This window comes from Streptacidiphilus monticola (assembly GCF_042658505.1).
GTDB lineage: Bacteria > Actinomycetota > Actinomycetes > Streptomycetales > Streptomycetaceae > Streptacidiphilus > Streptacidiphilus monticola.
In genome coordinates, this window is sequence record NZ_JBHSQJ010000044.1 from 1 (window position 1) to 23,628 (window position 23,628).

The following is a 23,628-nucleotide window of genomic DNA, read 5'->3' on the forward strand; positions in this document are numbered from 1 at the left end:
TCCGGTGCCCGCCCGCGCTGGGCCTCGGGCGGCTCGTCGGCGCCCCCAGTTGCGGCGCGGCGCTGCTCCCGGCCGGGGAGGCCATGGAGACCACCGGCTCCGGCTTCCCGTAGGTCCCCACCGCGGCGAAGGTCCCGGCCACGCAGAGGCCGAGCCCAGCGCAGACCGCCGCCCCGACACCCACGAGCCGGACCCCGGTCCTGCCCGCACGCCCCGGACGATCCGTGCGCTGCTGCACGCGGCCCCACATCGCGGCCGAGTCGGGCCGGTGCGCGGCGGCCTCCCGCCGCAGGGCGTCCCGGAGTTCGTCCTGACGCATCGTCACCACTCCTCCCCTGCCAGCACCGGCGCCCGCAGCAGCTCGGCCAACTGGGCGGCACCGCGCGAGGTCTGACTCTTGACGGTCCCGACGCTGATCCCCAGCGCCTGCGCCGTCTCCCGCTCGGACAGGTCGAAGGCGTACCTCAGCACCACACAGGCCCGCCGCCGGTACGGCAGCCGGGCGAGCGCGCCCCGAACGTCCACCACGGCGCCCACGTCCGTGTCGTCGTGCACGGCCCGGTCCCGCCACAGCGCACTCCAGGCCCGCAGTCCGCTGCGCTCCCGCCCCATGCTCCGCATCCGCGACCGGCACACGTTGGCCACGACGCCGCGCGCGTACGCCACGGGACTCTCGGCCGCCTGCACCCGCCCCCAGTGCCGCCAGATCTCCACGAAGGCATCGGCCGCCAGGTCGTCCGCGAGATCCGACTCCCCGGTCAACAGATAGGCCAGCCGGGCGAGTTCCGGGTGATGCCGCTCGAAGAACGCCCGAAAGGCGGCCTGCTCGGCACCCACCCCAGCCACGCAACCGACCCTTCCGCTGACCGTGCCCCCGTCAAGGCGGCAGAGCCTAACAGTCCGACAAGTCACTGGCGCCGCCGGGCCGCTCGTGGAATTCTGCCGCCGATGCCCGATTCCTCCATCGAAGCCGACGTCCCCGCCCCTGCCTTCGACAGCCTGACCGGCCTCGCCGTCGGCGACGCCTTCGGCGCCCAGTTCTACGTCCCGGAGCGGCTCGCGCTCCTGCGCCGGGGCGAGCTTCCCGAGCCGCCCTGGCCGTGGACCGACGACACCGAGATGGCCTGCTCGGTCCTCGACGTGCTGCGATGGCACGGAACTGTCGACCAGGAGTCCCTGGCCCAGGCCTTCGCCCACCGCCACGACTTCGACCGCGGTTACGGCGCGGCCACCAACCGCCTGCTGCACCAGGTCCGCGACGGCGGCGACTGGCGGATGCTCGCCCGCGGCCTCTTCGACGGTCAGGGCTCCTGGGGCAACGGCGCGGCCATGCGCGTCGCGCCGCTGGGCGCCTGGTTCGCGGCCGACGCGGAGCAGGCGGCCTGGGAGGCGGCCCGCTCGGCGGAGGTGACCCACACGCACCCGGAGGCCGTCGCCGGCGCGATCGCGGTCGCGGTCGCGGTCGCGGTCGCGGCCAGGAGCCGCGGGGTCGCCCTGCAGCCCGATCAACTTCTCGGCGCCGCAATCGAGTTCACTCCAGCAAGCCGGGTCGGCGACGGCATCCGGGAGGCCCTCGACCTGGCCGGGGAGCCCCACCCCGAACTTGCCGCTCACCGCCTCGGCAACGGCCGCCTGGTCAGCGCCGTCGATACCGTCCCGTTCGCGCTCTGGTGCGCCGCCCTCCATCCGGACGACTACCTCGGCGCCCTGTGGTCCGCCGCATCCGTCGGCGGGGACGTCGACACGACCTGCGCCGTCATCGGCGGCGTCCTCGGAGCGCGGCTGGGCCGAAGCGGGATCCCGGCGCGACTCCTGCAGCTGACCGAGCCGTTGCCGTCCTGGCTGGACGGGCTCGCCGCGCCGGGCTGACTCAGTCGACCAGGTACCGCACCACCGCGTCCGCGAGGAGGCGGCCCTGGAGGGTGAGCACGGCGCGCCCGGCCGCGAAGGGCTCGGGGGCGAGCAGGCCGTCGGAGACGTAGCGGTGGGCGGACGTGAGGCCGGCGGGCTGGAGCAGGGAGAGGGGGATGCCCTCGGCGAGGCGGAGTTCGAGGAGGATGCGTTCGACGCGGCGGTCCTCCGCCGCCAGCAACTCGCGTCCCTGGGCCGGGGTCTGACCGGCCGCCAGGGCCTGGGCGTAGGCGGCGGGGTGCTTGCGGTTCCACCAGCGGACGCCGCCGACGTGGCTGTGGGCGCCGGGGCCCGCGCCCCACCAGTCGGCGCCGGTCCAGTACAGCTCGTTGTGGCGGCAGCGGGCGGCGGCGTCCGCCGCCCAGTTGGAGACCTCGTACCAGTGCAGGCCGGCCTGCGACAGCAGTTCCTCCGCGATCAGGTAACGGTCCGCGTGGACGTCGTCGTCCGTCATCGGGATCTCGCCGCGGCGGATGCGGGCGGCCAGCCGGGTGCCCTCCTCCACGATGAGGGCGTAGGCCGACACGTGGTCCGGTCCCGCCTCCAGCGCGGACTCCAGCGAGGCGCGCCAGTCGTCGTCGGACTCCCCGGGCGTGCCGTAGATCAGGTCGAGGTTGACGTGGTCGAAGCCCGCCGCGCGGGCCTCCGCGACGCACGCCTGCGGGCGCCCGGGCGTGTGGTGGCGGTCGAGCAAGCGCAGTACGTGGGGACGCACGCTCTGCATGCCGAAGGACATCCGGGTGAAGCCCCCGGCCCGCAGCTCGGCCAGGTAGGCGGGGTCCACCGACTCCGGGTTGGCCTCGGTGGTCACCTCCGCGTCGGAGGCCAGGCCGAACTCGTCCCGGATGGCGTCGAGCATCCGCACCAGGTCCCGGGCGGGCAGCAGCGTCGGCGTGCCGCCGCCGACGAAGACGGTGCGCACGGGGACGTCCGCGTCCCCCAGCACCCGGCGGGCCAGCCGCACCTCCGCGATCAGGTTGTCGGCGTAGGTGTCCTGCGAGGCCACCGCCCCGTCCGCGCGCAGCTCGCTCGCCGTGTAGGTGTTGAAGTCGCAGTACCCGCAGCGCGTCGCGCAGTAGGGCACGTGGACGTAGAAGCCGAACGGCCGCTGCCCGAGCTCCGCCGTCGCGGACTCGGGCAGCGCGCCGTCGGTGGGGACGGCTTCGCCGTCGGGAAGTGCGGAGGGCATGCCCCCATTCTCCCCGACCGCGCGGGTGCCGGGCTCAGGCCTCCCGGGCGCCCGCGTACATGGACTCGATCAGGTCGGCGTTCTCCCGCTCCACCACCGGGCGCTTCACCTTCAGACTGGGCGTCAGCTCGCCGTGCTCGACGTCCAGGTCGCGCGGCAGGATGCTGAACTTCTTGATCGTCTGCCAGCGCTGCAGGTCCGCGTTGAGCTTCTGCACGAAGCCGTCGATCAGCTGGTGCGCCCGCTCGGAGGTGACCACGTCCGCGTAGGGCTTGCCGCCCAGCCCCTGGCCCTCGGCCCACTGCAGGATGGCCGGCTCGTCCAGCGTGATCAGCGCGGTGCAGTAGTTGCGGCCGTTGCCGATCACCAGGATGTTGCTGACGAAGGGACAGATCGCCTTGAACCGGCCCTCGACCTCGCTGGGCGCGACGTACTTGCCGCCCGAGGTCTTGAACATGTCCTTCTTCCGATCGGTGATCTTCAGGAAGCCGTCCTTGTCCAGCTCCCCGATGTCCCCCGTGTGGAACCAGCCGTCCGGCTCCAGCACCTCGGCGGTCTGCTCGGGCTTGTTGTGGTAGCCGCGCATGACGCCCGGGCCGCGCAGCAGGATCTCGCCGTCCTCGGCGATGCGGACCTCGGTGCCGGGCAGCGGGCGGCCGACGGTGCCGACGCGGTAGTCCTCGCCCGGGTTGACCGTGGAGCCCGCGCTGGTCTCGGTCAGGCCGTAGCCCTCCAGGATGTGCACGCCGGCGCCCGAGAAGAAGAAGCCGATCTCGGGGGCGAGCGAGGCGCTGCCGGAGACGCAGGCCCGGATCCGGCCGCCGAAGGCCGCGCGGATCTTCGCGTAGACGAGCTTGTCGGCGATCGCGTGCTTGAGCTGCAGCCCGAAGGGGACGGACGCGGTGCCGGTGGCGACGGCGGACTCCTGCCGGGCCTTGGCGTAGTCGCGGGCGACCTGGGCGGCCCACAGGAAGATCCTGTACTTGGCGCCGCCCTCGGCCCGCGCCTTCTGCGCGATGCCGTTGTAGACCTTCTCGAAGATGCGCGGCGCGGCCGCCATGTAGGTGGGCTGGATCACGGGCAGGTTGTGGATGATCCGGTCGATCCGGCCGTCCACCGCGGTGACGTTGCCCAGCTGGATGTGACCCGACGTCAGGGTCTTGCCGAAGACGTGGGACAGCGGCAGCCACAGGTACTGCACGTCCTCCTCGGTCAGCAGCCCGGTGTCGGTCTGGGCGGCGGCCTCGTAGGCCCAGCAGTCGTGGACCAGCCGGACGCCCTTCGGGCGGCCGGTGGTGCCGGAGGTGTAGATGAGGGTCGCCAGCTGGTCGCGCCGGATGGCGGCGACAGCGTCCCGCACCGCGTCCGGGTGCTCCTTGAGATGTGCGGCGCCGCGCTGCTCCAGCTCGGCGAGCGACAGCACGTCGACCGCCGCGTCCTCGGGCGCTCCGGCCCCGTCGATGACCACGACCGTCTTCAGTTCGGGCGTCTGGTCGAGGACCGAGAGCACCTTTTCGAGCTGCTTCTCGTCCTCCAGGACGATGGCCCGGCTGCCGGAGTCGGCCAGGATGTACGCGGTCTCGTCGGCGTTGGTGCTCGGGTACACGGTGGTCACCGCCGCGCCCGCGCACATGATGCCGAGGTCGGCGAGGATCCACTCGACGCGGGTCGCGGACGCGATGGCGACCCGCTCCTCGGGCAGGATCCCGACGGCCATGAGGCCTGCGGCGATCCGGGTCACCCGCTCGGCAGCCTGGCCCCAGGTCAGCGACCGCCACTGCTCGGCTCCGGGTGCGCCGTCGGCCGCATGCTCGTCCACGGGGGCCGGGTAGCGGTAGGCGACACGGTCCGGCGTGGCCTCGACCCGGGCGAGGAACAGCTGGGCCACCGACTCGGGCCGGTTGTCGAGCAGAGGGGGCGGAACAAGGGGGGGCAGGCTCACGGCAACCTCCGAGGCCCGGCAACACTGCGGGGCCGACGCGGGTAATTAACTCGTGGGTAACTACGGGGCAGGGTCAGCGTAGGACCTGAGCGGCCCGGATGTAAGGGGGCACGATCTCCTTCACTCCCCCTCCCCTCTGTGCCCACCGGAACGGCCGTCAATTCACTTGCCTGCCGACCGGCTAGTTCCTACCATGGCTCAGCCGCCGAATCCGTGGCCGGACCGGCGCCAACCGAGTACGGTGTACGCAGTACCGCCGCCCGCACCAGCAACTCCACATCGCAGCCCTCCCCTCCACAGAGAGACCCGCGTGCTAGTCCGACTCCTCCGCGCCCACCTGGGGCCGTATGCCAGGCCGATCTCCCTGCTGGTCGTCCTCCAACTGATCGCGACCATCGCCTCCCTCTACCTGCCGACGCTCAACGCCGACATCATCGACAACGGCGTGATCAAGGGCGACACCGGCTACATCCTGCAGACCGGCGGCGTCATGGTCGGCGTCACCCTGGCGCAGATGCTGGCGTCCATCGGCGCGGTCTACTTCGGCGCCCGCACCGCCATGGCGCTCGGCCGGGACATCCGGGCCTCGGTCTTCAACCGGGTCCAGTCCTTCTCCGCGCGCGAGGTCGGGCAGTTCGGCGCCCCCTCGCTGATCACCCGCACCACCAACGACGTCCAGCAGGTCCAGATGCTGGTGCTGATGACCTTCACGCTGATGGTGATGGCGCCGATCATGTGCGTGGGCGGCATCATCATGGCGCTCCGTCAGGACGTGCCGCTGTCCACCCTGTTGGTGGGCATCGTGCCGGTCCTCGGCATCATCATCGGGCTGATCGTGCGCAAGCTGCGGCCCATCTTCCGGTCCATGCAGACCCGGATCGACACGGTCAACCGGGTGCTGCGCGAGCAGATCAGCGGCCTGCGGGTGATCCGCGCCTTCGTCAAGGACACGCACGAGCGCGAGCGCTTCGGCGCCGCCAACGAGGACCTGACCGACACCGCGATCCGCGTCGGCAAGCTGATGGCACTGATGTTCCCGCTGGTGATGACCGTGGTGAACCTGTCCAGCGTGGCCGTGATGTGGTTCGGCGCGCACCGGATCGACAGCGGCGGCATGCAGATCGGCGCGCTGACGGCCTTCCTCAGCTATCTGATGCAGATTCTGATGTCCGTCATGATGGCCACCTTCATGTTCATGATGGTGCCGCGCGCCGAGGTCTGCGCGGACCGCATCCACGACGTGCTCGACACCGAGACCACCGTGGTGCCCCCGGTCGCCCCGGTGCGCAAGCTGCTGAGCCGGGGTCATCTGGAGCTGCGCGGTGCGGACTTCCGCTATCCCGGCGCCGAGCAGTCGGTGCTGCGGAACATCAGCTTCGCCGCCCGGCCCGGCGAGACCACGGCGATCATCGGCTCCACCGGCAGCGGCAAGACCACCCTGCTCAGCCTGATCCCCCGGCTCTCCGACGCCACCTCCGGCGAGGTCCTGGTCGACGGGATGAACGTGCGCGACCTGGACCCGGAGCTGCTGGCCCGCACCGTCGGCCTGGTCCCGCAGAAGCCCTACCTGTTCACCGGCACCGTCGCCTCCAACCTCCGCTACGGCAACCCCGACGCCACCGACGAGGAGCTGTGGCACGCCCTCGAGGTCGCCCAGGCCAAGGAGTTCGTGGCCAAGCTGGAGGGCGGCCTGGACGCCCCGATCGCCCAGGGCGGCACCAACGTCTCCGGCGGCCAGCGCCAACGCCTGGCCATCGCACGGGCGTTGGTGCGCAAGCCGGAGATCTACCTGTTCGACGACTCCTTCTCCGCGCTCGACTACGCCACCGACGCCCGGCTGCGCGCCGCGCTGGGCCAGGAGACCGCGGAAGCGACCGTCGTCATCGTCGCGCAGCGCGTCTCCACCATCCGCGACGCCGACCGGATCATCGTCCTCGACGGGGGCGAGGTCGTCGGCACCGGCACCCACCACGAACTGATGGACAGCAACGAGACCTACCGCGAGATCGTGCTCTCGCAGCTCACCGAGGAGGAGGCGGCATGAGCCAGGGCAGCCAGGGGGCAGCCCCGCGCGGACCGCGCGTCGCGGCCGGACCCGGCCGGTTCATGGGCGCCCAACCCGCCGAGAAGTCGGCGGACTTCAAGGGCTCGGGCAAGCGGCTGCTGGGCCGGCTCCGGCCCGAGCGGGCCTCGCTGATCGGCGTGCTGGTGCTCGCCGTGATCAGCGTCGCGCTGTCGGTCGTCGGGCCCAAGGTGCTCGGCCACGCCACCGACCTGATCCTCGGCGGCGTCTTCGGCAAGCTGCCGCCCGCGGCGATCGCGCACCTCAACCACGACCAGCAGAAGATGCTGTCCTCCATCCACTACGTGGCGGGCCACGGCATCGACTTCGACGCGGTGGGCCGGGTGCTGGGCTGGGTCGCGCTGATCTACGCCGCGGCCGGCCTGGCCGGCATCGTCCAGGCGCGGCTGGCCAACCGCGCGCTCAACCGGGTGGCCAAGCAGCTGCGCAGCGACGTCGAGGACAAGCTGAGCCGGCTCCCGCTCAGCTACTACGACAAGCAGCCGCGCGGCGAGGTGCTCAGCCGGGCCACCAACGACATCGACAACATCGCGCAGACCCTGCAGCAGACGATGTCCCAGATCATCACCTCGCTGCTGACCGTGGTCGGCGTGCTGGCGATGATGTTCTGGATCTCCTGGCTGCTGGCGCTGATCGCGCTCATCTCCATCCCCGCCTCGGCAATGGTCGCCGCGAAGGTGGGCAAGCGGGCGCAGCCGCAGTTCGTGGCACAGTGGAAGTCCACCGGCAAGCTCAACGCCCACATCGAGGAGATGTACACCGGGCACTCGCTGGTCAAGGTCTTCGGCCGTCAGGAGGAGGCGCTGCGGACCTTCGAGGAGGAGAACGAGCGGCTCTACCAGAGCGCGTTCAGGGCGCAGTTCATCTCCGGACTGATCCAGCCCACGATGATGTTCATCGGCAACCTGAACTACGTGCTGGTGGCCGTCGTCGGCGGCCTGCGGGTCGCCTCGGGCGCGCTGTCGATCGGTGACGTGCAGGCGTTCATCCAGTACTCGCGGCAGTTCAGCCAGCCGCTGTCGCAGGTGGCGTCGATGGCCAACCTGGTGCAGTCCGGCGTCGCCTCGGCGGAGCGCGTCTTCGAGTTGCTGGACGCCCCGGAGCAGGAGCCGGACCCGGTCCCCGGGCTGCGCCCCGCCGAGGTGCGCGGGCGGGTCGAGTTCGACCACGTGGCCTTCCGCTACGACCCGGAGAAGCCGCTCATCGAGGACCTCTCGCTGACGGCGGAGCCGGGCCACACGGTCGCCATCGTGGGCCCGACCGGCGCGGGCAAGACCACCCTGGTCAACCTGCTGATGCGGTTCTACGAGGTGACGGGCGGTCAGATCCGCCTGGACGGCGTGGACATCGCGAGGATGAGCCGCGAGGAGCTGCGCGCCAACATCGGCATGGTGCTCCAGGACACCTGGCTCTTCGGCGGCACCATCGCCGAGAACATCGCCTACGGCCGCAAGGGCGCCACCCGCGAGGAGGTGGTCGCGGCCGCGAAGGCCGCGCACGTGGACCGCTTCGTGCGCACCCTGCCGGACGGCTACGACACCGTGATCGATGACGAGGGCACGGGCGTCAGCGCCGGTGAGAAGCAGCTGATCACCATCGCCCGGGCCTTCCTGGCGGAGCCGACCATCCTCGTCCTGGACGAGGCGACGAGCTCGGTCGACACCCGCACCGAGGTGCTGATCCAGCGCGCCATGGCCAAGCTGCGGGCCGGTCGGACGGCGTTCGTCATCGCCCACCGCCTGTCCACCATCCGCGACGCGGACACCATCCTGGTGATGGAGGACGGCGCGATCGTCGAACAGGGCACCCACGCCGAGCTGCTGGACGCGGACGGCGCCTACGCCCGCCTCTACCAGGCCCAGTTCGCCCAGGCAGTGGCAGAGGTCGACTGACCCCCGGGGGGCGCGGGCGCGCCCCGCGCCCCCCGGAACAGCCAGGGCCCGTCCGGCGGATCTTCCCGGATCAGCCCGCCTCGTTCCGCCGGCCTCCGGCGGGAGGTGCCCCCAGGCGCGGCCGGATCCAAGGCGGCGGAGCGCCCTCGCACTGGACGTACTCGGGCGTTTCGCCGACGACGGGTGGGGGCACCTCCCGGCCGGAGGCTGGGAGGCCGTGCCAGACGGCGCGGGGCCGGGAAGATCCGCCGGACAGGCCCTAGTCGATCAGCTTGCGGCGCTGGCCGCGGACGGCGAGCGTCCCGGTCAGGGCGGCGAATATCGCCAGCGCCAGCGCATGCAGCAGGTCCGCTCCGGCGTGGAAGCCGAAGGCGGCGTCCCGGACCAGCTGGATGCAGTGGTAGACCGGGTTGAACACGGTGATCCAGCGGGTCCAGTCCGGCAGCCGGTCCAGTGGGAAGAAGGTGCCGGAGACCAGGAACAGCGGCGTCACCAGCCCGGAGTTGACGTAGTTGAAGGTGTCGAACGAGGGCACGATCGTGGACACCCAGATGCCCAGCAGGGCGAAGCCGAGGCCCGACAGCGCCGCCACGAAGGGCACCACGAGCATGCCCCAGGTCGGCTGCAGCCCGAACAGCATGGCGATGAGCATCGGCGTGCAGGAGTAGACGCCCGTCCGGGCCGCCAGCCACGTCGCGTCGCCCAGCACCAGCTCCGCGATTCCCAGCGGCGCGGCCAGCACGCCGTCGTACATCTTCATGAACTCGCGCAGCACGAAGGTGTCGTACATCCCCGGCATGATCGAGCCGAACAGCACGGCCGTCGCCACCAGCCCGGTGCCCAGGAACTCGATGTACGGGTGGCCGCCGACCACGGCGACCAGCGAGCCGATGCCCAGGCCCATGGCCAGCAGCTGGATCGTCGGGTCCAGCGTGGCGCTGACCGTCGTGGAGTGCCAGAAGCGGCGGTAGAGGATCAGATGGCGGCGCCAGACCCCCGCCATCGCCCGGAACTCGAAGCCCTCGCGGACGGCGGGACGCTCCCAGCCCGCGTCAACAGCAGTGGTGCTCATCCGACCTGTTCCCCCGTCAGCAGTACGAACACGTCCTCCAGCGTGGCCACCCGCTCCAGCGGCGCGCCCAGGGCCGCCGCCCGCATCTCCTCGCGAACGTCCACGTGCAGCGCCTCCGCGCGCAGCACGGAGACCGCGGGCCCGGTCCGCCGGGTGGCCGCGCCGGCCCGGGCGGCCAGCGACTCGACCGCCTCCAGGCGCTCGGGCGGCCCGTAGTACTCCAGCGCCTGCTCGCCCACGTGCGCCGCCCGCAGCGCGGCCGGTGTGCCGGTGGCGACGACCCGGCCCTTGGCGACCACGGCGACGTCGTCCGCCAGCCGTTCCGCCTCCTCGATGTAGTGGGTGGACATCAGCACGGCCACCCCCTCGGAACGCAACTTGTCGATGAGCGTCCACAGCTCGGAGCGGACCTGCGGATCGAGGCCCACCGTTGGCTCGTCCAGCAGCACCAGCCGGGGCGAGTGGATCAGCCCGCGGGCGATCAGCAGCCGCCGCTTCATGCCGCCGGACAGCTTGCCGACCTTGACCTTCTGCTTCTCCTCCAGCTGCGCCACCGCCAGCGCCGCGTCGATCGCCGCCGCCCGGGAGCGGCGCGGGATGCGCTGCAGGGCGGCGGTGATCTCCAGGTTCTGCCGGGCCGTCAGATCGAAGTCGAGGTTCTCCTCCTGAGGCACCACGCCCATCTGCGCGCGCGCCCGCTTCGGCTCGGTGGCGACGTCGAGGCCGAAGACCTCGATGCTGCCCCGGTCCGGCCGGGCCAGCCCGGTGATCATCCGCATCGTCGTGGACTTCCCCGCGCCGTTCGGCCCCAGCAGGCCGAGGCAACTGCCGGGGCGGACCGCCAGGTCCAGCCCGTCCACGGCGCGGAACCGCGCGCCACCGCCGCTGGGCGCCGGGAACTCCTTCACCAGCCCGCGGACGCTCAGCGCCGGTGCGGCGACCGTGCCCGGTGCGCTCATGGCCCCCTCCCTCCTCGTCTCGCCAAAGCCACGAACACTATGGCGCGCGCCACTGACAGCGCATCCGGATTACGGACGCCCCGACCGCCCGCGTGCGGCCTGCTGTTAGCGTGCGCACCATGACCAGGAGCCCAAGGACCCCGGTCCTGCAGGTGCGGGACGCCGAGATCGTGCGTGACGGGAACCTGCTGCTGGACCGCGTGTCACTGACCGTCAATCCCGGCGAGCACTGGGCGCTGCTGGGTCCCAACGGCGCCGGGAAGACCACGCTCTTCGGCCTGCTCGGCGCGGTCACCCACCCGACCCGCGGCAGCGTCGAGGTGATGGGCAGCCGCCTCGGCTCGGTGGACCTGCGGGAACTGCGCCGCCATCTGGGGCATGTGAATCCCCGTCACCCGCTGAGCTCGCCGCTGACGGTGCGGCAGGTCGTGCTCACCGGGCTCACCAACTCGGTCGAGCCGGTGCCCCGCTGGTCCCCGACCCCCGAGCAGGAGGCGTTGGCGGACAAGCTGATCGCGACGCTCGGCATGGCCGGCCGCGCCGAAGCCCGCTGGCCGGTGCTCTCCCAGGGCGAACGCGGGCGCACGCTGATCGCCCGCGCGCTGATGCCCGAGCCCCGGCTGCTGCTGCTCGACGAGCCGGCCACCGGCCTCGACCTGGTCGGCCGGGAGCAGCTGATCGAGAGTCTGGACGTGCTGCGGGAGGAGCGCCCGGAGCTGGCCACGGTGGTGGTGACCCACCACCTGGAGGAGCTGCCGCCCGGCACCAGCCACGCCATGCTGCTGCGCAGCGGCGGCCGGGTGCTCGCCCAGGGCCCGGTGGACTCCGTGCTCACCGGCGAGAACGTCAGCGCCTGCTTCGACTACCCGGTACGGCTCACCCGGACCGAGGAGGGCCGCTGGCACATCCGCTCCGCCCGGCCGCGTACCGGGCGGGCGGCTGGCCCACGACCGCGCTGAAGTCGCGGACCAGGTGCGCCTGGTCCGCGTAGCCGAGCTCGGCGGCGAGAGCGGTCCAGTCGACGGCCCCCTGGTCGGCGCGGGTGGCGGCCTCCTGGAGCCGGGCCCGGCGCAGCACCCACTTCGGGCTGACGCCCACGTACTCGGCGAAGAGCCGCTGCAGGGTGCGCACCGATACGTGCTGACGCTCCGCCAACTGCTCGACGCGGACCAGGCGGTGGTCGGCGGTGGCCGCCGCCACGGCGGCCGCTGCAGCAGCGGCCTGCGGATCGGGCACGGGCGGCAGCAGCGGCCGCAGGAAGGCCTCGACCCGGGCGCGCATCTCCTGGTCGTCCGTGCAGGCCAGCAGGGGCGCGTTCAGCTCCACGGCGGCGTGGCCGAAGACCTCTTCGGCCGGCAGCACCCGGTCGCTCAGCTCCTGCACCGGCCCCGGGCTGAACGGCCGGAACCCGCCGGGCCGGAAGCGCACCCCGTGCACCTGCCCGCGCCCGGAGAGGCGCCGGGTGTAGACGCCGCGGACCACGCCGTACAGGAGCGGCTGCGGCTGCTCGAAGACCAGGTGGACGTTGGGGTGGGAGAGCACCTGCTGCTCGTAGGGCGGCAGGCCCTCCATGTCCCAGCGGACGATCCAGTGGTACTCGACGTAGGGGGCCAGCTCCTCGCCCGGATCCAGCAGTTGCAGCCGGAACCGGTCCCCCGCCCGCCTCGGACGGAGGACCCCGCGGGGCGTCTGGCTGCTCACAGCCTCATGCTAGGGGCGGCCACCGACACTGGCGTGTTTCTTCAAGACGAACGCGGCGACGCCTCGTAGGGTCGGCCCCATGAGCACTCCGCACCCCCTCTACCCGCACCTGCGCGCGGCGGCCGACGAGACCGCGCGCGTCACCCGCAACGTCGGCGCCGACCAGCTGGACCTGCCCACCCCGGCGACCGAGTGGGACGTCCGCACCCTCGCCAACCACCTCGTCCTGTGGACCGGCCACAACCTCGAACTGCGCGCCAGGGGCGAGTCCGTCCCGGAGGCCTGGTACACCCGCGACTTCACCGCCGAGACGGACTGGCAGGCCGCCTACGCCGAGCAGTTGGACGCCGCGCTGGCGGCCTGGTCCGCGCCCGAGGTGTGGGAGACCGAGATGCCGATGGGCGACGCCAAGGTCCCCGCGGCGGCGATCGCGGGCATGAGCATCATGGAACTCGCGCTGCACGGCTGGGAGTTGGCCACCGCGACGGGCCAGGAGTACGCGGTGGAGGGGGAGCTGGGCGAGGTGCTGCTGAAGCTGGTCACCGAGAACGCCGAGCTCTACCGTCAGTTCGACGGCTTCGCGGCCCCGGCGGACGTCCCGGCGGACGCCCCGGCCTGGCACCGCGCCCTGGCCCTGTCGGGCCGCCGGCCGAAGTAGGGGACCACCCCGGGGCGCGAGAACTGCGCGAGCAGCACGCCACCCAGGGAGGTCCGTCCCGCAGATGGGGTCGGACCTCCCGAGTGGTGTGTCGCTCGCGCCCACGCGGCGGAGCCCCACAGGTCAACAGCCTCGCGCCCCTTGCGGGGCCATCGGGCTACTTCTTCTTTTCCGCCGCCGCGGCGGACTCCTCCGTGGACAGCGCGGCGATGAAGGCCTCCTGGGGGACCTCCACCCGGCCGACCATCTTCATCCGCTTCTTGCCTTCCTTCTGCTTCTCCAGCAGCTTCCGCTTGCGCGAGATGTCACCGCCGTAGCACTTCGCCAGCACGTCCTTGCGCATGGCACGGACCGTCTCACGGGCGATGACGCGGGACCCGATCGCGGCCTGGATCGGCACCTCGAACTGCTGACGCGGGATCAGCTTCTGCAGCTTGCCGGCCATCATGACGCCGTAGCTGTACGCCTTGTCCCGGTGCACGATCGCCGAGAAGGCGTCCACCTGCTCGCCCTGCAGCAGGATGTCCACCCGCACCAGGTTGGCCGACTGCTCGCCGATGGGCTCGTAGTCCAGCGAGGCGTAGCCGCGGGTCTTGGACTTCAGCTGGTCGAAGAAGTCGAAGACGATCTCCGCGAGCGGCAGGTTGTAGCGGATCTCGACCCGGTCCTCGGACAGGTAGTCCATGCCCTGCAGGCTGCCGCGCCGCGACTGGCACAGCTCCATGATCGCGCCGACGAACTCGTTGGGGGCCAGGATCGTGCCGCGCACGACCGGCTCGTAGACCTCGGAGATCTTGCCGCTCGGGAACTCGCTCGGGTTGGTGACGGTGTGCTCGCTGCCGTCCTCCATGACGACCCGGTAGACCACGTTCGGGGCGGTGGAGATGAGGTCGAGGTTGAACTCGCGCTCCAGCCGCTCGCGGATGATCTCCAGGTGCAGCAGGCCGAGGAAGCCGCAGCGGTAGCCGAAGCCCAGGGCCGCCGAGGTCTCCGGCTCGTACACCAGCGCGGCGTCGTTGAGGCGCAGCTTGTCCAGGGCGTCGCGCAGCAGCGGGTAGTCCGAGCCGTCCAGCGGATAGAGGCCGGAGAACACCATCGGCTTGGGGTCCTTGTAGCCGCCCAGCGCCTCGGTGGCGCCCTTGTGCTGCGAGGTGATGGTGTCACCGACCCGGGACTGGCGGACGTCCTTCACGCCGGTGATGAGGTAGCCCACCTCGCCGACACCCAGGCCCTGGGCCGGGATCGGCTCCGGGGAGATGACGCCGATCTCCAGCAGCTCGTGGGTGGCGCCGGTCGACATCATCTGGATGCGCTCGCGCTTGTTGAGCTGGCCGTCCACGACACGGACGTAGGTGACCACGCCGCGGTAGGCGTCGTACACCGAGTCGAAGATCATCGCGCGGGCGGGGGCGTTGGCGTTGCCGACCGGGTGCGGGATCCGCTCGACGACCGCGTCCAGGATCTCCTCGACGCCCAGACCGGTCTTCGCCGACGCGAGCAGCACGTCGCTCGGGTCGCAGCCGATCAGGTTGGCCAGCTCCTCGCTGTACTTCTCGGGCTGCGCGGCCGGCAGGTCGATCTTGTTGAGGATCGGGATGATGGTGAGGTCGTTCTCCAGGGCCAGGTAGAGGTTGGCCAGGGTCTGCGCCTCGATGCCCTGGGCGGCGTCCACCACCAGCAGCGTGCCCTCGCAGGCCGCCAGCGAGCGCGAGACCTCGTAGGTGAAGTCCACGTGGCCCGGCGTGTCGATCATGTTCAGGATGTGCGTGCTGCCCACGCCCGCGCCGGTCTTCGGCGCCCAGGGCAGACGCACGGCCTGCGACTTGATGGTGATGCCGCGCTCGCGCTCGATGTCCATCCGGTCCAGGTACTGGGCGCGCATCTGCCGCGGGTCGACCACGCCGGTGATCTGCAGCATCCGGTCGGCCAGGGTGGACTTGCCGTGGTCGATGTGCGCGATGATGCAGAAGTTGCGGATCAGCGCCGGGTCGGTGCGGCTGGGCTCCGGAACGTTGACGGGGATGGCGGACACGCAGGTTCCAGTTCTCTGATCGGCCGGGGCGGACTGTCCGACGTCTGTCGGTGGCAGGATGCTCCGAGAGCGTCCCGAGAACATATGGTCCCATGCGGAGCCGCTCCCGCAGAACCGCGGGCCCGCGGGCGTGCGCCCGAGGCCGGTTTTGGGCTGCTGCGCGGCCCGCTGGTAGTCTGGGCGACTGTGTCTGCGATGCGTCATGCCCTCTACGTGACGGATCACGGGCACGGCTCCAAGTAGGAACTCTCGAGACCGAGGCACATTCGTGGCGAACATCAAGTCCCAGCTCAAGCGCATCAAGACCAACGAGAAGGCGCGCCTGCGCAACAAGGCCGTCAAGTCCTCGCTGAAGACCGCCATCCGCAAGACCCGTGAGGCTGTGGAGGCGGGCGACTTCGAGAAGGCGACCATCCTGGCCCGTGAGGCGTCCAAGCAGCTCGACAAGGCTGCGTCCAAGGGCGTCATCCACAAGAACCAGGCCGCCAACAAGAAGTCGGCGCTTGCCGTGACGGTCGCGTCCATCAAGGCCTGACCATCGCCCCGCCCGGCCGGGCGCGGTCCCTCTCAACCGCTCCGGACGGGTTCTGAGTAGTTGCACGACTGAACTACCGGCGCCGAACGCGGCCTGCGTTCGCCACGCGGGTTCGGCGCACAGAGCTCTGTCTCGACCGGAGGCCCGGTCCCCTGTGCGGGGGCCGGGCCTCCGGCGTTCCTTCCCGGCGTTCGGGTCCGGGTCAGCGGTGCGCGGGGAACTGCACGACCTGCTGGTAGGTGGGCCGGTTCTGCCAGTTGGTGGTCGCGTCGGTGACGCCGCCGAGCGGGCGCTGGATGATCGCGTCCGCACACCACTGGTCGCCCGCCGAGCAGTCGGCGTCGCCCGGGTAGACCTGGGCGGCGGTCTCCGCGCCGGCCTGCTGAAGGGTCGTCAGCAGCGCCTGCCGGCACTGCGCCAGGTCGCCGCCGCCGCAGTACTCCGCCGCCAGGCCGCCCTGCACCGGCCGGCCCAGGACGGCGCGCAGGTCCTTGTCGACGTAGGACCACCAGCCGTACTGGAAGGACGAGCCCTTGTGCGGGATGGACTCGTTGGCCGAGGCGGAGCCGCTGGTCGGCCCGGTCTGGCCGCCGGACGGGGACTCGTTGATCTGCAGCGCCCCGGTCAGCGCGGTGAACAGGTCGCTACCCAGGCCGGGCTGGAACTCCGCCTGGACCAGCAGCGGCCACCAGGCGTCGAAGGCCCGGATGGCGGCCGCGTCGGCGTAGGTCCTGCTGCCCGCCGACGTCTCGCGGCGCTGGGCGCCGTGCTGGAGCCAGGTCTGCAGTTGCTGGACCAGGGCGGCCTGGGTCGCGTCGGTCACCGGGCTGCTCTGCACGACCGCCAGCAGCTCCGGCAGCACGTCCTCGGCGCGCAGGTCGGTGACGGCGGCGCTCTCCATGGCCTGCGTGAGCGCGGCCCGGGTCACCCCGCCCTGCGCGACCAGCGCCTTGACCCTCGCGTCGAGCAGGTTGGCCCGGTGGACCGAGCCGTTGCCGAAGCCGCTGGCGGCGTAGCCGAGGGCCTGCTTGTTGTTCCAGGACACGTAGTAGTCCTGGTCGATGCTCTGCGGATGCTGGGCGGCCGGGGTGAGGCCGGTCCAGGTGTAGGCGGGGTCGGCCCACGTCGGCAGGTCGGGTGCGACGGTCGCCGGACGCACGGGGTTGCGACCGGAGTTGTAGTACGCCGTGTGCACGGAGTCGGCGTAGAACCAGTTGAACGTGTAGTCGATGTGCTGCGCGGCCTGCTGGAAGGTCTGCGGACTGCTCACCGCCGCAGGGTCGTTGAGCATCTGGAAGCCGATGATCGAGTCGACCTCGTGCATGTAGGTGGAGCGCAGCGAGGTGTAGGCGACCGGCACGCCGCCCACGGTGGCGCGGTGGGTGACCAGGCCGTACTGCGTCCGGTACACGATGAGCCGGTAGGAGCCCGCGGCGGTGGAGTCGGCGGTGGTCGGGCTCCAGGAGTCGTCGCGCTCCAGCGCGGTCATCGGCGTGCAGACGCCGTTGAGCAGGTAGGCGTTGGAGTCCTTGCCGGGCGCGCTGCCGTCGGTGTTGCAGAGCCTGACGGCGTAGGTGTCGGTGATGTCCTGTCCGGCGGAGGTGGCGCTCCACGCGTAGTCCTGGCCACGGCCGAGCTCCACGTAGAAGCTGAGCCCGGCGAAGGCCGCGCCGCGGGCGCTGATGCCCGGGCCCTGGATCTCCTCCAGCATCAGCAGCTGGGGCGCAAAGTAGCCCGTCTGCGGGCCGAAGACGGCGATCGGGTGGCCGGAGTCGGTGTACCTGCCGGAGACGACGAGGGCGTTGGACATGCCGTGCTTTGCGGTCAACAGGTTGCCCGGGAGGACGCCGTGCGCCTTGGTCGCGGCGGTGGAGGTGGCGGAACCGGTCGGGTCGTAGACCAGCTGCTGGGCGGTGACCGAGCCCGGGTCGGGCATGGCGACCCCCTGCGGGTTCGCCGGGTCCTGCGCGTAGGGGAAGCTCTGGCCCTGATGCAGCGTCAGCACCGCCTCCGGGTCCTCCCGTTCGCGGAATGCCTCCCAGACCCGGTCCCCCTGGGTGACGCCGTACTTGGCCTCGGCCGCCTCCTTGACCAGGGCGGACTGCACCTCTCCGCCGCCGCCGGAGCCGAACAGGGCGCCGATGACGGACGCCAGGGCGACCAGGTCGGTGAGCTTGAAGGGCTCGATGGACCCGGCGTTGGTGATCGCGTCGATGTGCCCGGTGAGGTCGTACTCGCCGGGGAAGGTGCGGTTGTTGTAGGCCTGGGTGATGTAGGCGTTGATGCCGTCCACGTACGCCTGCGCGTCGGCCAGCGCCTGCTGGCCGCGGGCGCCGCCGTTGGCGGCGACGGAGTCGATCTGCGCCTGGAGTTCGGCCTCGGTGTAGGGGGCGGCCTGCCAGAAGCTCTGCTCCAGCTGGCGGTTGGCGAGTGCGCCGCCGGCGAAGGAGCTCAGCTCGCCCCGCCCCACGTGCCGGAACAGGTCCATCACCCACAGCCGGTCCTGCGCGGCGGCGTATCCGGCCCCGAACTCGGTGCCGTAGCGGGTGGTCCCGGTGATGTGCGGGACGCCGGTCGCCTTGTCCCGGACGATGGTCACGTCGGAGCGGGGACTGGTGCTGGACGCCACCTGGTCGGCGGGGACGCCGAAGGAGGCGTCGTCGAAGAAGGAGGAGAGAGTGGTGTTGGTGAGCCCTGTGTATCCGTCCACGAGGCTTGCGTAGCGGCCGAGTTGGTCGTCGGTGTGGGCGGGGCGGGTGCCGAAGACCTTGTTGGCGAGGATGTCCGCGAGGGTGGCGTTCCCGTTCTCCCCGGGCGGGAGGATGTCGTTGCACTGGCCCTGGCAGTAGTCGTTCGCCTGGTACGCACGCGCGGTCGCGGCGGAGGCGGCCTCCGCGACGGCGGGCACGACCAGCAGGGCCGCGGCGGCGGCGAGGGCAACCGCCTTGAGGGGGTGGGGGGTTCGCCGTCGGTTGACGATGCGATGTCTCAAGGTCAGGCTCCTTCCGGGAGCGGGGGCGACCGAGCAGTAACATGAGGCTAGGTCACGTTCCCCACTACCGAAAAGGAGCATGACAACGCTTTTTCCCGCCCCTCGTTCGGCAGGGCGGGGGGCGGGCGCACGGCTCTCACAGCCCCGCCGCCGCGGGGCCGGGGCGCAGCCCCACAGACCACGCAGCCGCGGTGCGGGAAGGCGGCAGCCCCTGCGGGCGCAAGGTGCCAGGCCGGGCCCCACCCGGAGGGGCCCGGACTCAGCCCTCGGCAACGGACCCGAGCCGCGTCGCCACCCGCCGGACGGGCCGGGCAGGGCCCGGACCGCAGCCCCGAGGGCTGGGCCGCCGCTCCGCCGCCCCGCAGTGCGCATGCGCCCGGGCGGAGGGCGAAGCCCGCGTCGCGGCGCGTGCGCCGGGGCGGAGGGCGAAGCGGCCAGGCCAGGACTGGGCCGCCGCCCTGCGAAAAGGCGGAGCCAGGGGCGCAGCCCCGGAGGGGCCAGGGGCGCAGCCCCGGGGGCTGGGCCGCCGCTCTGCGAAAGGACGGAGCCAGGGGCGCAGCCCCGCAGGGGCCAGGGGCGCAGCCCCGCAGGGGCCAGGGACGCAGCCCCGAGGGCTGGGCCGCCGACCGACAGTGCGCATGCGCCCGGGCGGAGGGCGAAGCCCGCGACGCCAGCCCGCAGGGCTGGCCGGGGCAGGGCACAGCGCCCAGCCCAGGACAGGGCCGCCGCTCTGCGAAAAGACGGAGCCAGGGGCGCAGCCCCGGAGGGGCCAGCCCACCGCCTCGGAGGGCCAGGGGCGCAGCCCCGGAGTGCGCATGCGCCGGGGCGGAGGACGAAGCCCGCGACGCCAGCCCGCAGGGCTGGCCGGGCAGGGCACAGCGCCCAGCCCAGGACAGGGCCTCCGCTCTGCGAAAAGAGGGAGCCAGGGGCGCAACCCCGCAGGGGCCAGGGACGCAGCCCCGGAGGGGCCAGGGACGCAGCCCCGGAGGGGCCAGGGACGCAGCCCCGGAGGGGCCAGCCCACCGCCTGGGGGCAGGGGGGCTATCTGGCTGCGCCCGCGCCGCGGGCGGCTCGGCTGATGGTGACGACGCACTGTTCGAGGGCGTACGCCGGGTCCGTCGCGCCGCCCTTGACCGCGGCGTCGGCTTGGGCGATGGCCTGGAGGGCGTGGGCGACGGCGTCGCCGCTCCAGCGGCCCATCTGCTGGCGCACCCGGTCGATCTTCCACGGGGGCATGCCGAGTTCCCGGGCCAGGTCCGCAGGACGCATGCTGCGGTCCGCCGTTGCCACCCGCCCGATCGCGCGGACGCCGGAGGCCAGCGCGTAGACGATACCCGTGGGCTTCTCGCCCACGGCCAGCGCCCAGCGCAGCTGGCCGAGCGCTTCCGCCGTGCGGCCGGTGACGGCCAGGTCCGCGACCTGGAAGCCGGTGGACTCCGCCCGGCCCGTGTAGTAGCGGGCGACCACCGCCTCGTCGATGGTCCCCTCCGTGTCCGCCGCCAACTGGCTGCAGGCTGACGCCAGTTCGCGCAGATCGCTGCCCACGGCGTCGAGCAGGGCGCGGCAGGCGTCCTCCGTGGCGGAGCGGCCGGCGGTGCGGAACTCCGCGCGGACGAAGGCCAGCTTCTCCGCCGGCTTGGTCACCTTCGGGCAGGAGACCTCCCGGGCTCCCGCCTTCCGGGCCGCGTCGACGACGCCCTTGCCTTTGGCGCCGCCCGCGTGGACGAGGACCAGCATGGTCTCCGGCGCGGGGTCCTCCAGATAGGCCTTGAGCTCCTTGACCGCGTCCGCCGGAACATCCTGGGCGGCGCGGACCACGATGACCTTGCGCTCGGAGAAGAGCGAGGGACTGGTCAGCTCGGCGAGCATGCCGGGCTGCAGCACGCCCGGCGCGAGGTCGCGCACGTCCGTGTCCGCGTCGGCGGCGCGCGCCGCGGCGACCGTCTGCGCCACGGCGCGGTCGAGCAGCAGCTCCTCCTGGCCGATGACGAGCGTCACCGGGGAGAGCAGGTCTTCAGAGGGTTTCCTGGCCATCGCCGTTCAGCCTAGCCGCCCCCGCCGACAGCCCCGCTCGGCGCCGCCTCGGCGGAACGCCGGAGCTGACCCCCGGTCAGTCCTCCTCCAGCCAGCCGTCGTGCTCGGCGGCCAGGGACTCCAGCTCGGCCGTGCCGAGCGGCTGCGGAAGCGGGGCCGGGAGCACGACGAGCCACTGGGCGTCCTCGGCGTCGTCCTCCCCGGCCAGCGCCTCGCGGTGCAGCTCGGGTGTGAGGCCCGGATACCGTTCGGCGAGCTCGTCCGCCACGGCCTCGGCCTCGTCACGACCGGGAAGCACCAGCAGGTAGTTGTCGATGTCGCTCACCGGACCATTATCCGAGCCGCCGATTGCCGCGGGGCATCGGTCATCTCCCCCGCTGCGTCGCCACGGCCAGCCGGCGGCCCTGTCCCAGGACGGCGATCGCGCCGTCCTGGTCCGTGCGTACGACCACCGCGCCGAGGGACGCGAGGCCGCGCAGCGCGGCGGGGGCCGGGTGGCCGTAGGGGTTGCCGGAGCCGACCGACACGAGCGCGAGCCGGGGCCGCAGGGCGCGCAGCAGGTCGGCGTCCTGGCGTGCCGAGCCGTGATGGGCGACCTTCAGCACGTCCACCCCGTACAGCTCGGGGCAGTTGGGCAGGGCCGCCAACAGCCGCTGCTGGGCCGGCGGTTCGAGATCCCCGAGCAGGGCCAGCCGCAGCCCGGCGACGGTGACCAGCAGGCTGATGCTGGCGTTGTTGGGACCGAGCCCGGCCGCGTCGGGCGACCCGTCGGGCCACAGCACCTGCCAGTGCAGGTCGCCGAGAGCTCCCCGCTCGCCGGGTACGACGTGCCGCAGCGGCACCCCTGCTGCCGCGGCCCAGCGGCGGACCCGCGCGTACTCAGCCGGCGGGTCGTCGGCCGTCGTGGTCTCCACGGCGCCGACCTGACGGTCGTGCAGCACCCCGGGGACGCCCTCCACGTGGTCCGCGTGATCGTGCGTCAGCAGCAGCAACGGCACGCGGTCGATGCCGAGTTCGTGCAGGCAGTGGTCGACGGCGTGCGGGTCGGGCCCGGCGTCCACGACGACCGCGGCGTCCGAGCCGGGGCCCGCGGCCAGGACCAGCGCGTCGCCCTGGCCCACGTCGCAGGCCACCAACCGCCAGTCGGGAGGCGGCCAGCCGGTCGCGAGGCGGGTGAGCGGGGCCGGCCGCAGCAGCGCGAGGAGGAGCGCGAGAGCGCCCATCGCGAGCGCGGCCCGGCTGCGCAGCAGGAAGCGGGAGGAGGCGGCCAGGGCCGCGATGACCAGCACGAGCAGGGCCGCCCCCGACCAACCGCCCGCCCAGTCGAGTTCCGCACCGGGCATACCCGCGCCGAAGCGGGCCAGCGCGATGAGTCCGGCGCAGGGCCAGGAGGCCAGCCAGGCCAGGAAGGCCGCCGGGCCGGTGCCGAGCGGGGCAGCGGCGAGCGCGGCGAAGCCGAGCAACGTGGCCGGAGCGACGGCGACTTCGGCCAGCAGGTTGCACGGGATGGCCACCAGGCTGACCTTGGCGAGCCGCAGCACCAGCAGCGGCCCCACGCACGCCTGCGCGGCGGCGGCTGCGGCGACGCCCTCCGCGAGCCGGTGCGGCCAACCGCGCGCCTGCAGCGCCTCCGCCCAACGCGGGCCCAGCGTGACCAGCCCGCCGGTGGCCAGCGCGGACAGCGCGAAGCCGAAGGAGCGGGCCAGCCAGGGATCGGCCAGGACCAGGATCAGCGTCGCCGCCGCGAGCGCGGTCAGCGGAGCGGTGCGGCGTCCGGTCGCCAGGCCGAGCAGCATGATCAGGCCGGTGGCCCCGGCCCGCAGCACGCTCGGGTCCGGGCGGCACAGGACGACGAAGGCCACCGTGAGCCCCGCGCCCGCGAGCGCCGTGCCCCGCAGCGTCAGCCCCGTGCGGGCGGCGATGCCACCCCGCTCCGGGCTGCGCGCCCGGGCGGCGGCCCCCACCAGCAGGACCAGCACGATCGAGAGGTTCGCCCCGCTGACGGCCGTGACGTGCGCCAAGTCCGTTGCCTGGAACGCCTCCTCCAGTTCCGGGGTCATCGCCGCCGTGTCCCCGACCACCAGCCCGGGGAGCAGCGCCCGTTCGTCCGGCCCCAGCCCGGCGACGGCCCGCCGCAGTCCCGCGCGGAGCCGTCCGGCCAGCCGCTGCGGCAGGCTCGGCGGGGCGAGCAACTCCGGCGCGCCGCGAACGGCCAGGACCGCCGCCACGTCCTCAGGCCCCGTGTCGCCCGGCGGCCGGAGGCGGGCGGCTGTCCGCACCTTCGTCGAGGGCAGCAGCGCGAGCCACGCGCGGCCGCTCTCGCCCCGGGCCGTCACCAGCACCGGCGCCCGCGTCCGCTCCCCCGCCACCGCAAGGGCCTCCGCACGGACGGTGACCAGCCCGCCCTCGCGCTGCTGCGGATCGCGGGCCAGGGTCAGCTCGACGGGGACCGGCCCCGATCCCCTGTCGCCGTGGGACGCCAGCCGCGCCACCGGGCCACCGCGCACCTCGTCGACGGCCAGCGTGGCGGCGAAGGCCGCGGCGGCTGCGGCGAGCACCACGGCGACCACCAGGTGCGCGGGGAACCGCAGCTGACGGCGGTCCAGGCACAGGCTGACGGCGAGCGCG

17 protein-coding genes and 1 pseudogene are annotated in these 23,628 nt (G+C 72.6%); 6 read left to right on the forward strand and 12 right to left on the reverse strand.

The features are described from left to right. Both ACFP3V_RS11375 and ACFP3V_RS11380 read right to left on the reverse strand, forming a co-directional pair. Positions 1-325 (reverse strand): annotated as a pseudogene (locus ACFP3V_RS11375) (hypothetical protein); the annotation flags it as partial. Continuing rightward, the gene (locus ACFP3V_RS11380) at positions 322-846 is read right to left on the reverse strand and encodes a SigE family RNA polymerase sigma factor (RefSeq protein WP_380582624.1); all 525 of its coding nucleotides are present in this window, start codon (positions 844-846) and stop codon (positions 322-324) included. The pseudogene ACFP3V_RS11375 and the gene ACFP3V_RS11380, both read right to left, overlap by 4 nt. A 102-nt stretch (positions 847-948) precedes the next feature. Here ACFP3V_RS11380 and ACFP3V_RS11385 point away from each other — a divergent pair, with 102 nt between their 5' ends. Beyond that, on the forward strand, positions 949-1,869 hold the full coding sequence (locus ACFP3V_RS11385) for an ADP-ribosylglycohydrolase family protein (RefSeq protein ID WP_380582626.1): 921 nt from the start codon (positions 949-951) through the stop codon (positions 1,867-1,869). A 1-nt stretch (position 1,870) separates the two neighbouring features. Here the strand turns inward: ACFP3V_RS11385 and hemW are convergent, their stop codons facing one another. Further along, positions 1,871-3,100 carry a radical SAM family heme chaperone HemW gene (hemW, locus tag ACFP3V_RS11390; protein ID WP_380582628.1) on the reverse strand — a complete coding sequence of 410 codons (1,230 nt, stop codon included), beginning with the start codon at positions 3,098-3,100 and terminating at the stop codon, positions 1,871-1,873. Between the two features lie 34 nt (positions 3,101-3,134). Then, positions 3,135-5,042 (reverse strand): AMP-dependent synthetase/ligase, encoded by a 1,908-nt coding sequence (locus ACFP3V_RS11395; protein ID WP_380582630.1) that lies wholly within the window; start codon positions 5,040-5,042, stop codon positions 3,135-3,137. Between the two features lie 310 nt (positions 5,043-5,352). On the opposite strand from ACFP3V_RS11395, the gene ACFP3V_RS11400 reads away from it, so the two are divergent. Both ACFP3V_RS11400 and ACFP3V_RS11405 read left to right on the forward strand, forming a co-directional pair. After that, a complete protein-coding gene (locus tag ACFP3V_RS11400; RefSeq protein ID WP_380582632.1) occupies positions 5,353-7,086 on the forward strand; it encodes an ABC transporter ATP-binding protein in 1,734 nt (577 codons plus the stop codon). Next, the gene (locus ACFP3V_RS11405; protein ID WP_380582634.1) at positions 7,083-9,017 is read left to right on the forward strand and encodes an ABC transporter ATP-binding protein; all 1,935 of its coding nucleotides are present in this window, start codon (positions 7,083-7,085) and stop codon (positions 9,015-9,017) included. Before ACFP3V_RS11400 ends, ACFP3V_RS11405 begins: the two co-directional genes overlap by 4 nt. 259 nt (positions 9,018-9,276) lie before the next feature. Here ACFP3V_RS11405 and ACFP3V_RS11410 read toward each other — a convergent pair whose 3' ends face one another. Together ACFP3V_RS11410 and ACFP3V_RS11415 are read right to left on the reverse strand one after the other, a co-directional pair. Next, positions 9,277-10,089, reverse strand: a complete 813-nt coding sequence (locus ACFP3V_RS11410; RefSeq protein WP_380582636.1) for an ABC transporter permease — start codon at positions 10,087-10,089, stop codon at positions 9,277-9,279. Further along, the gene (locus ACFP3V_RS11415; protein ID WP_380582638.1) at positions 10,086-11,048 is read right to left on the reverse strand and encodes an ABC transporter ATP-binding protein; all 963 of its coding nucleotides are present in this window, start codon (positions 11,046-11,048) and stop codon (positions 10,086-10,088) included. The genes ACFP3V_RS11410 and ACFP3V_RS11415 overlap by 4 nt, the downstream gene beginning before the upstream one ends. A gap of 119 nt (positions 11,049-11,167) precedes the next feature. Here ACFP3V_RS11415 and ACFP3V_RS11420 point away from each other — a divergent pair, with 119 nt between their 5' ends. Beyond that, entirely contained in the window at positions 11,168-12,007 is an 840-nt protein-coding gene (locus ACFP3V_RS11420; protein WP_380582640.1) for an ABC transporter ATP-binding protein, read from the forward strand. Here ACFP3V_RS11420 and ACFP3V_RS11425 read toward each other — a convergent pair. Next, the gene (locus ACFP3V_RS11425) at positions 11,925-12,749 is read right to left on the reverse strand and encodes a DUF6597 domain-containing transcriptional factor (RefSeq protein WP_380582642.1); all 825 of its coding nucleotides are present in this window, start codon (positions 12,747-12,749) and stop codon (positions 11,925-11,927) included. The genes ACFP3V_RS11420 and ACFP3V_RS11425 overlap by 83 nt on opposite strands. Before the next feature lie 79 nt (positions 12,750-12,828). On the opposite strand from ACFP3V_RS11425, the gene ACFP3V_RS11430 reads away from it, so the two are divergent. Next, on the forward strand, positions 12,829-13,407 hold the full coding sequence (locus tag ACFP3V_RS11430) for a TIGR03086 family metal-binding protein (RefSeq protein ID WP_380582644.1): 579 nt from the start codon (positions 12,829-12,831) through the stop codon (positions 13,405-13,407). A gap of 157 nt (positions 13,408-13,564) precedes the next feature. On the opposite strand, the gene lepA is transcribed toward ACFP3V_RS11430, so the two are convergent. Then, the gene (lepA, locus tag ACFP3V_RS11435) at positions 13,565-15,439 is read right to left on the reverse strand and encodes a translation elongation factor 4 (protein ID WP_380582646.1); all 1,875 of its coding nucleotides are present in this window, start codon (positions 15,437-15,439) and stop codon (positions 13,565-13,567) included. Positions 15,440-15,707: 268 nt separating this feature from the next. On the opposite strand from lepA, the gene rpsT reads away from it, so the two are divergent. After that, on the forward strand, positions 15,708-15,974 hold the full coding sequence (gene rpsT / locus ACFP3V_RS11440) for a 30S ribosomal protein S20 (protein ID WP_380582648.1): 267 nt from the start codon (positions 15,708-15,710) through the stop codon (positions 15,972-15,974). Positions 15,975-16,176: 202 nt separating this feature from the next. Here rpsT and ACFP3V_RS11445 read toward each other — a convergent pair whose 3' ends face one another. From ACFP3V_RS11445 to ACFP3V_RS11460, 4 genes are all read right to left on the reverse strand, one after another. After that, positions 16,177-18,966, reverse strand: a complete 2,790-nt coding sequence (locus ACFP3V_RS11445) for a penicillin acylase family protein (protein WP_380582650.1) — start codon at positions 18,964-18,966, stop codon at positions 16,177-16,179. A gap of 1,041 nt (positions 18,967-20,007) precedes the next feature. After that, complete coding sequence (holA, locus tag ACFP3V_RS11450; RefSeq protein ID WP_380582653.1) at positions 20,008-21,000, reverse strand: DNA polymerase III subunit delta; 993 nt, start codon at positions 20,998-21,000, stop codon at positions 20,008-20,010. 76 nt (positions 21,001-21,076) lie between these two features. Continuing rightward, positions 21,077-21,325 carry a hypothetical protein gene (locus ACFP3V_RS11455; protein ID WP_380582655.1) on the reverse strand — a complete coding sequence of 83 codons (249 nt, stop codon included), beginning with the start codon at positions 21,323-21,325 and terminating at the stop codon, positions 21,077-21,079. Between the two features lie 40 nt (positions 21,326-21,365). Next, positions 21,366-23,628, reverse strand: a 2,263-nt coding sequence (locus tag ACFP3V_RS11460) for a ComEC/Rec2 family competence protein (protein ID WP_380582657.1), incomplete at its 5' end; no start/stop codon positions are given.

What these genes read in the sequence shown, in the direction of transcription:
- ACFP3V_RS11415 (WP_380582638.1), bottom strand. Translation starts at nt 11,048, where the DNA reads ATGAGCGCACCGGGCACGGTCGCCGCACCGGCGCTGAGCGTCCGCGGG.
- hemW (WP_380582628.1), bottom strand. Translation starts at nt 3,100, where the DNA reads ATGCCCTCCGCACTTCCCGACGGCGAAGCCGTCCCCACCGACGGCGCG.
- ACFP3V_RS11420 (WP_380582640.1), top strand. Translation starts at nt 11,168, where the DNA reads ATGACCAGGAGCCCAAGGACCCCGGTCCTGCAGGTGCGGGACGCCGAG.
- holA (WP_380582653.1), bottom strand. Translation starts at nt 21,000, where the DNA reads ATGGCCAGGAAACCCTCTGAAGACCTGCTCTCCCCGGTGACGCTCGTC.
- ACFP3V_RS11410 (WP_380582636.1), bottom strand. Translation starts at nt 10,089, where the DNA reads ATGAGCACCACTGCTGTTGACGCGGGCTGGGAGCGTCCCGCCGTCCGC.
- ACFP3V_RS11405 (WP_380582634.1), top strand. Translation starts at nt 7,083, where the DNA reads ATGAGCCAGGGCAGCCAGGGGGCAGCCCCGCGCGGACCGCGCGTCGCG.
- ACFP3V_RS11430 (WP_380582644.1), top strand. Translation starts at nt 12,829, where the DNA reads ATGAGCACTCCGCACCCCCTCTACCCGCACCTGCGCGCGGCGGCCGAC.
- ACFP3V_RS11385 (WP_380582626.1), top strand. Translation starts at nt 949, where the DNA reads ATGCCCGATTCCTCCATCGAAGCCGACGTCCCCGCCCCTGCCTTCGAC.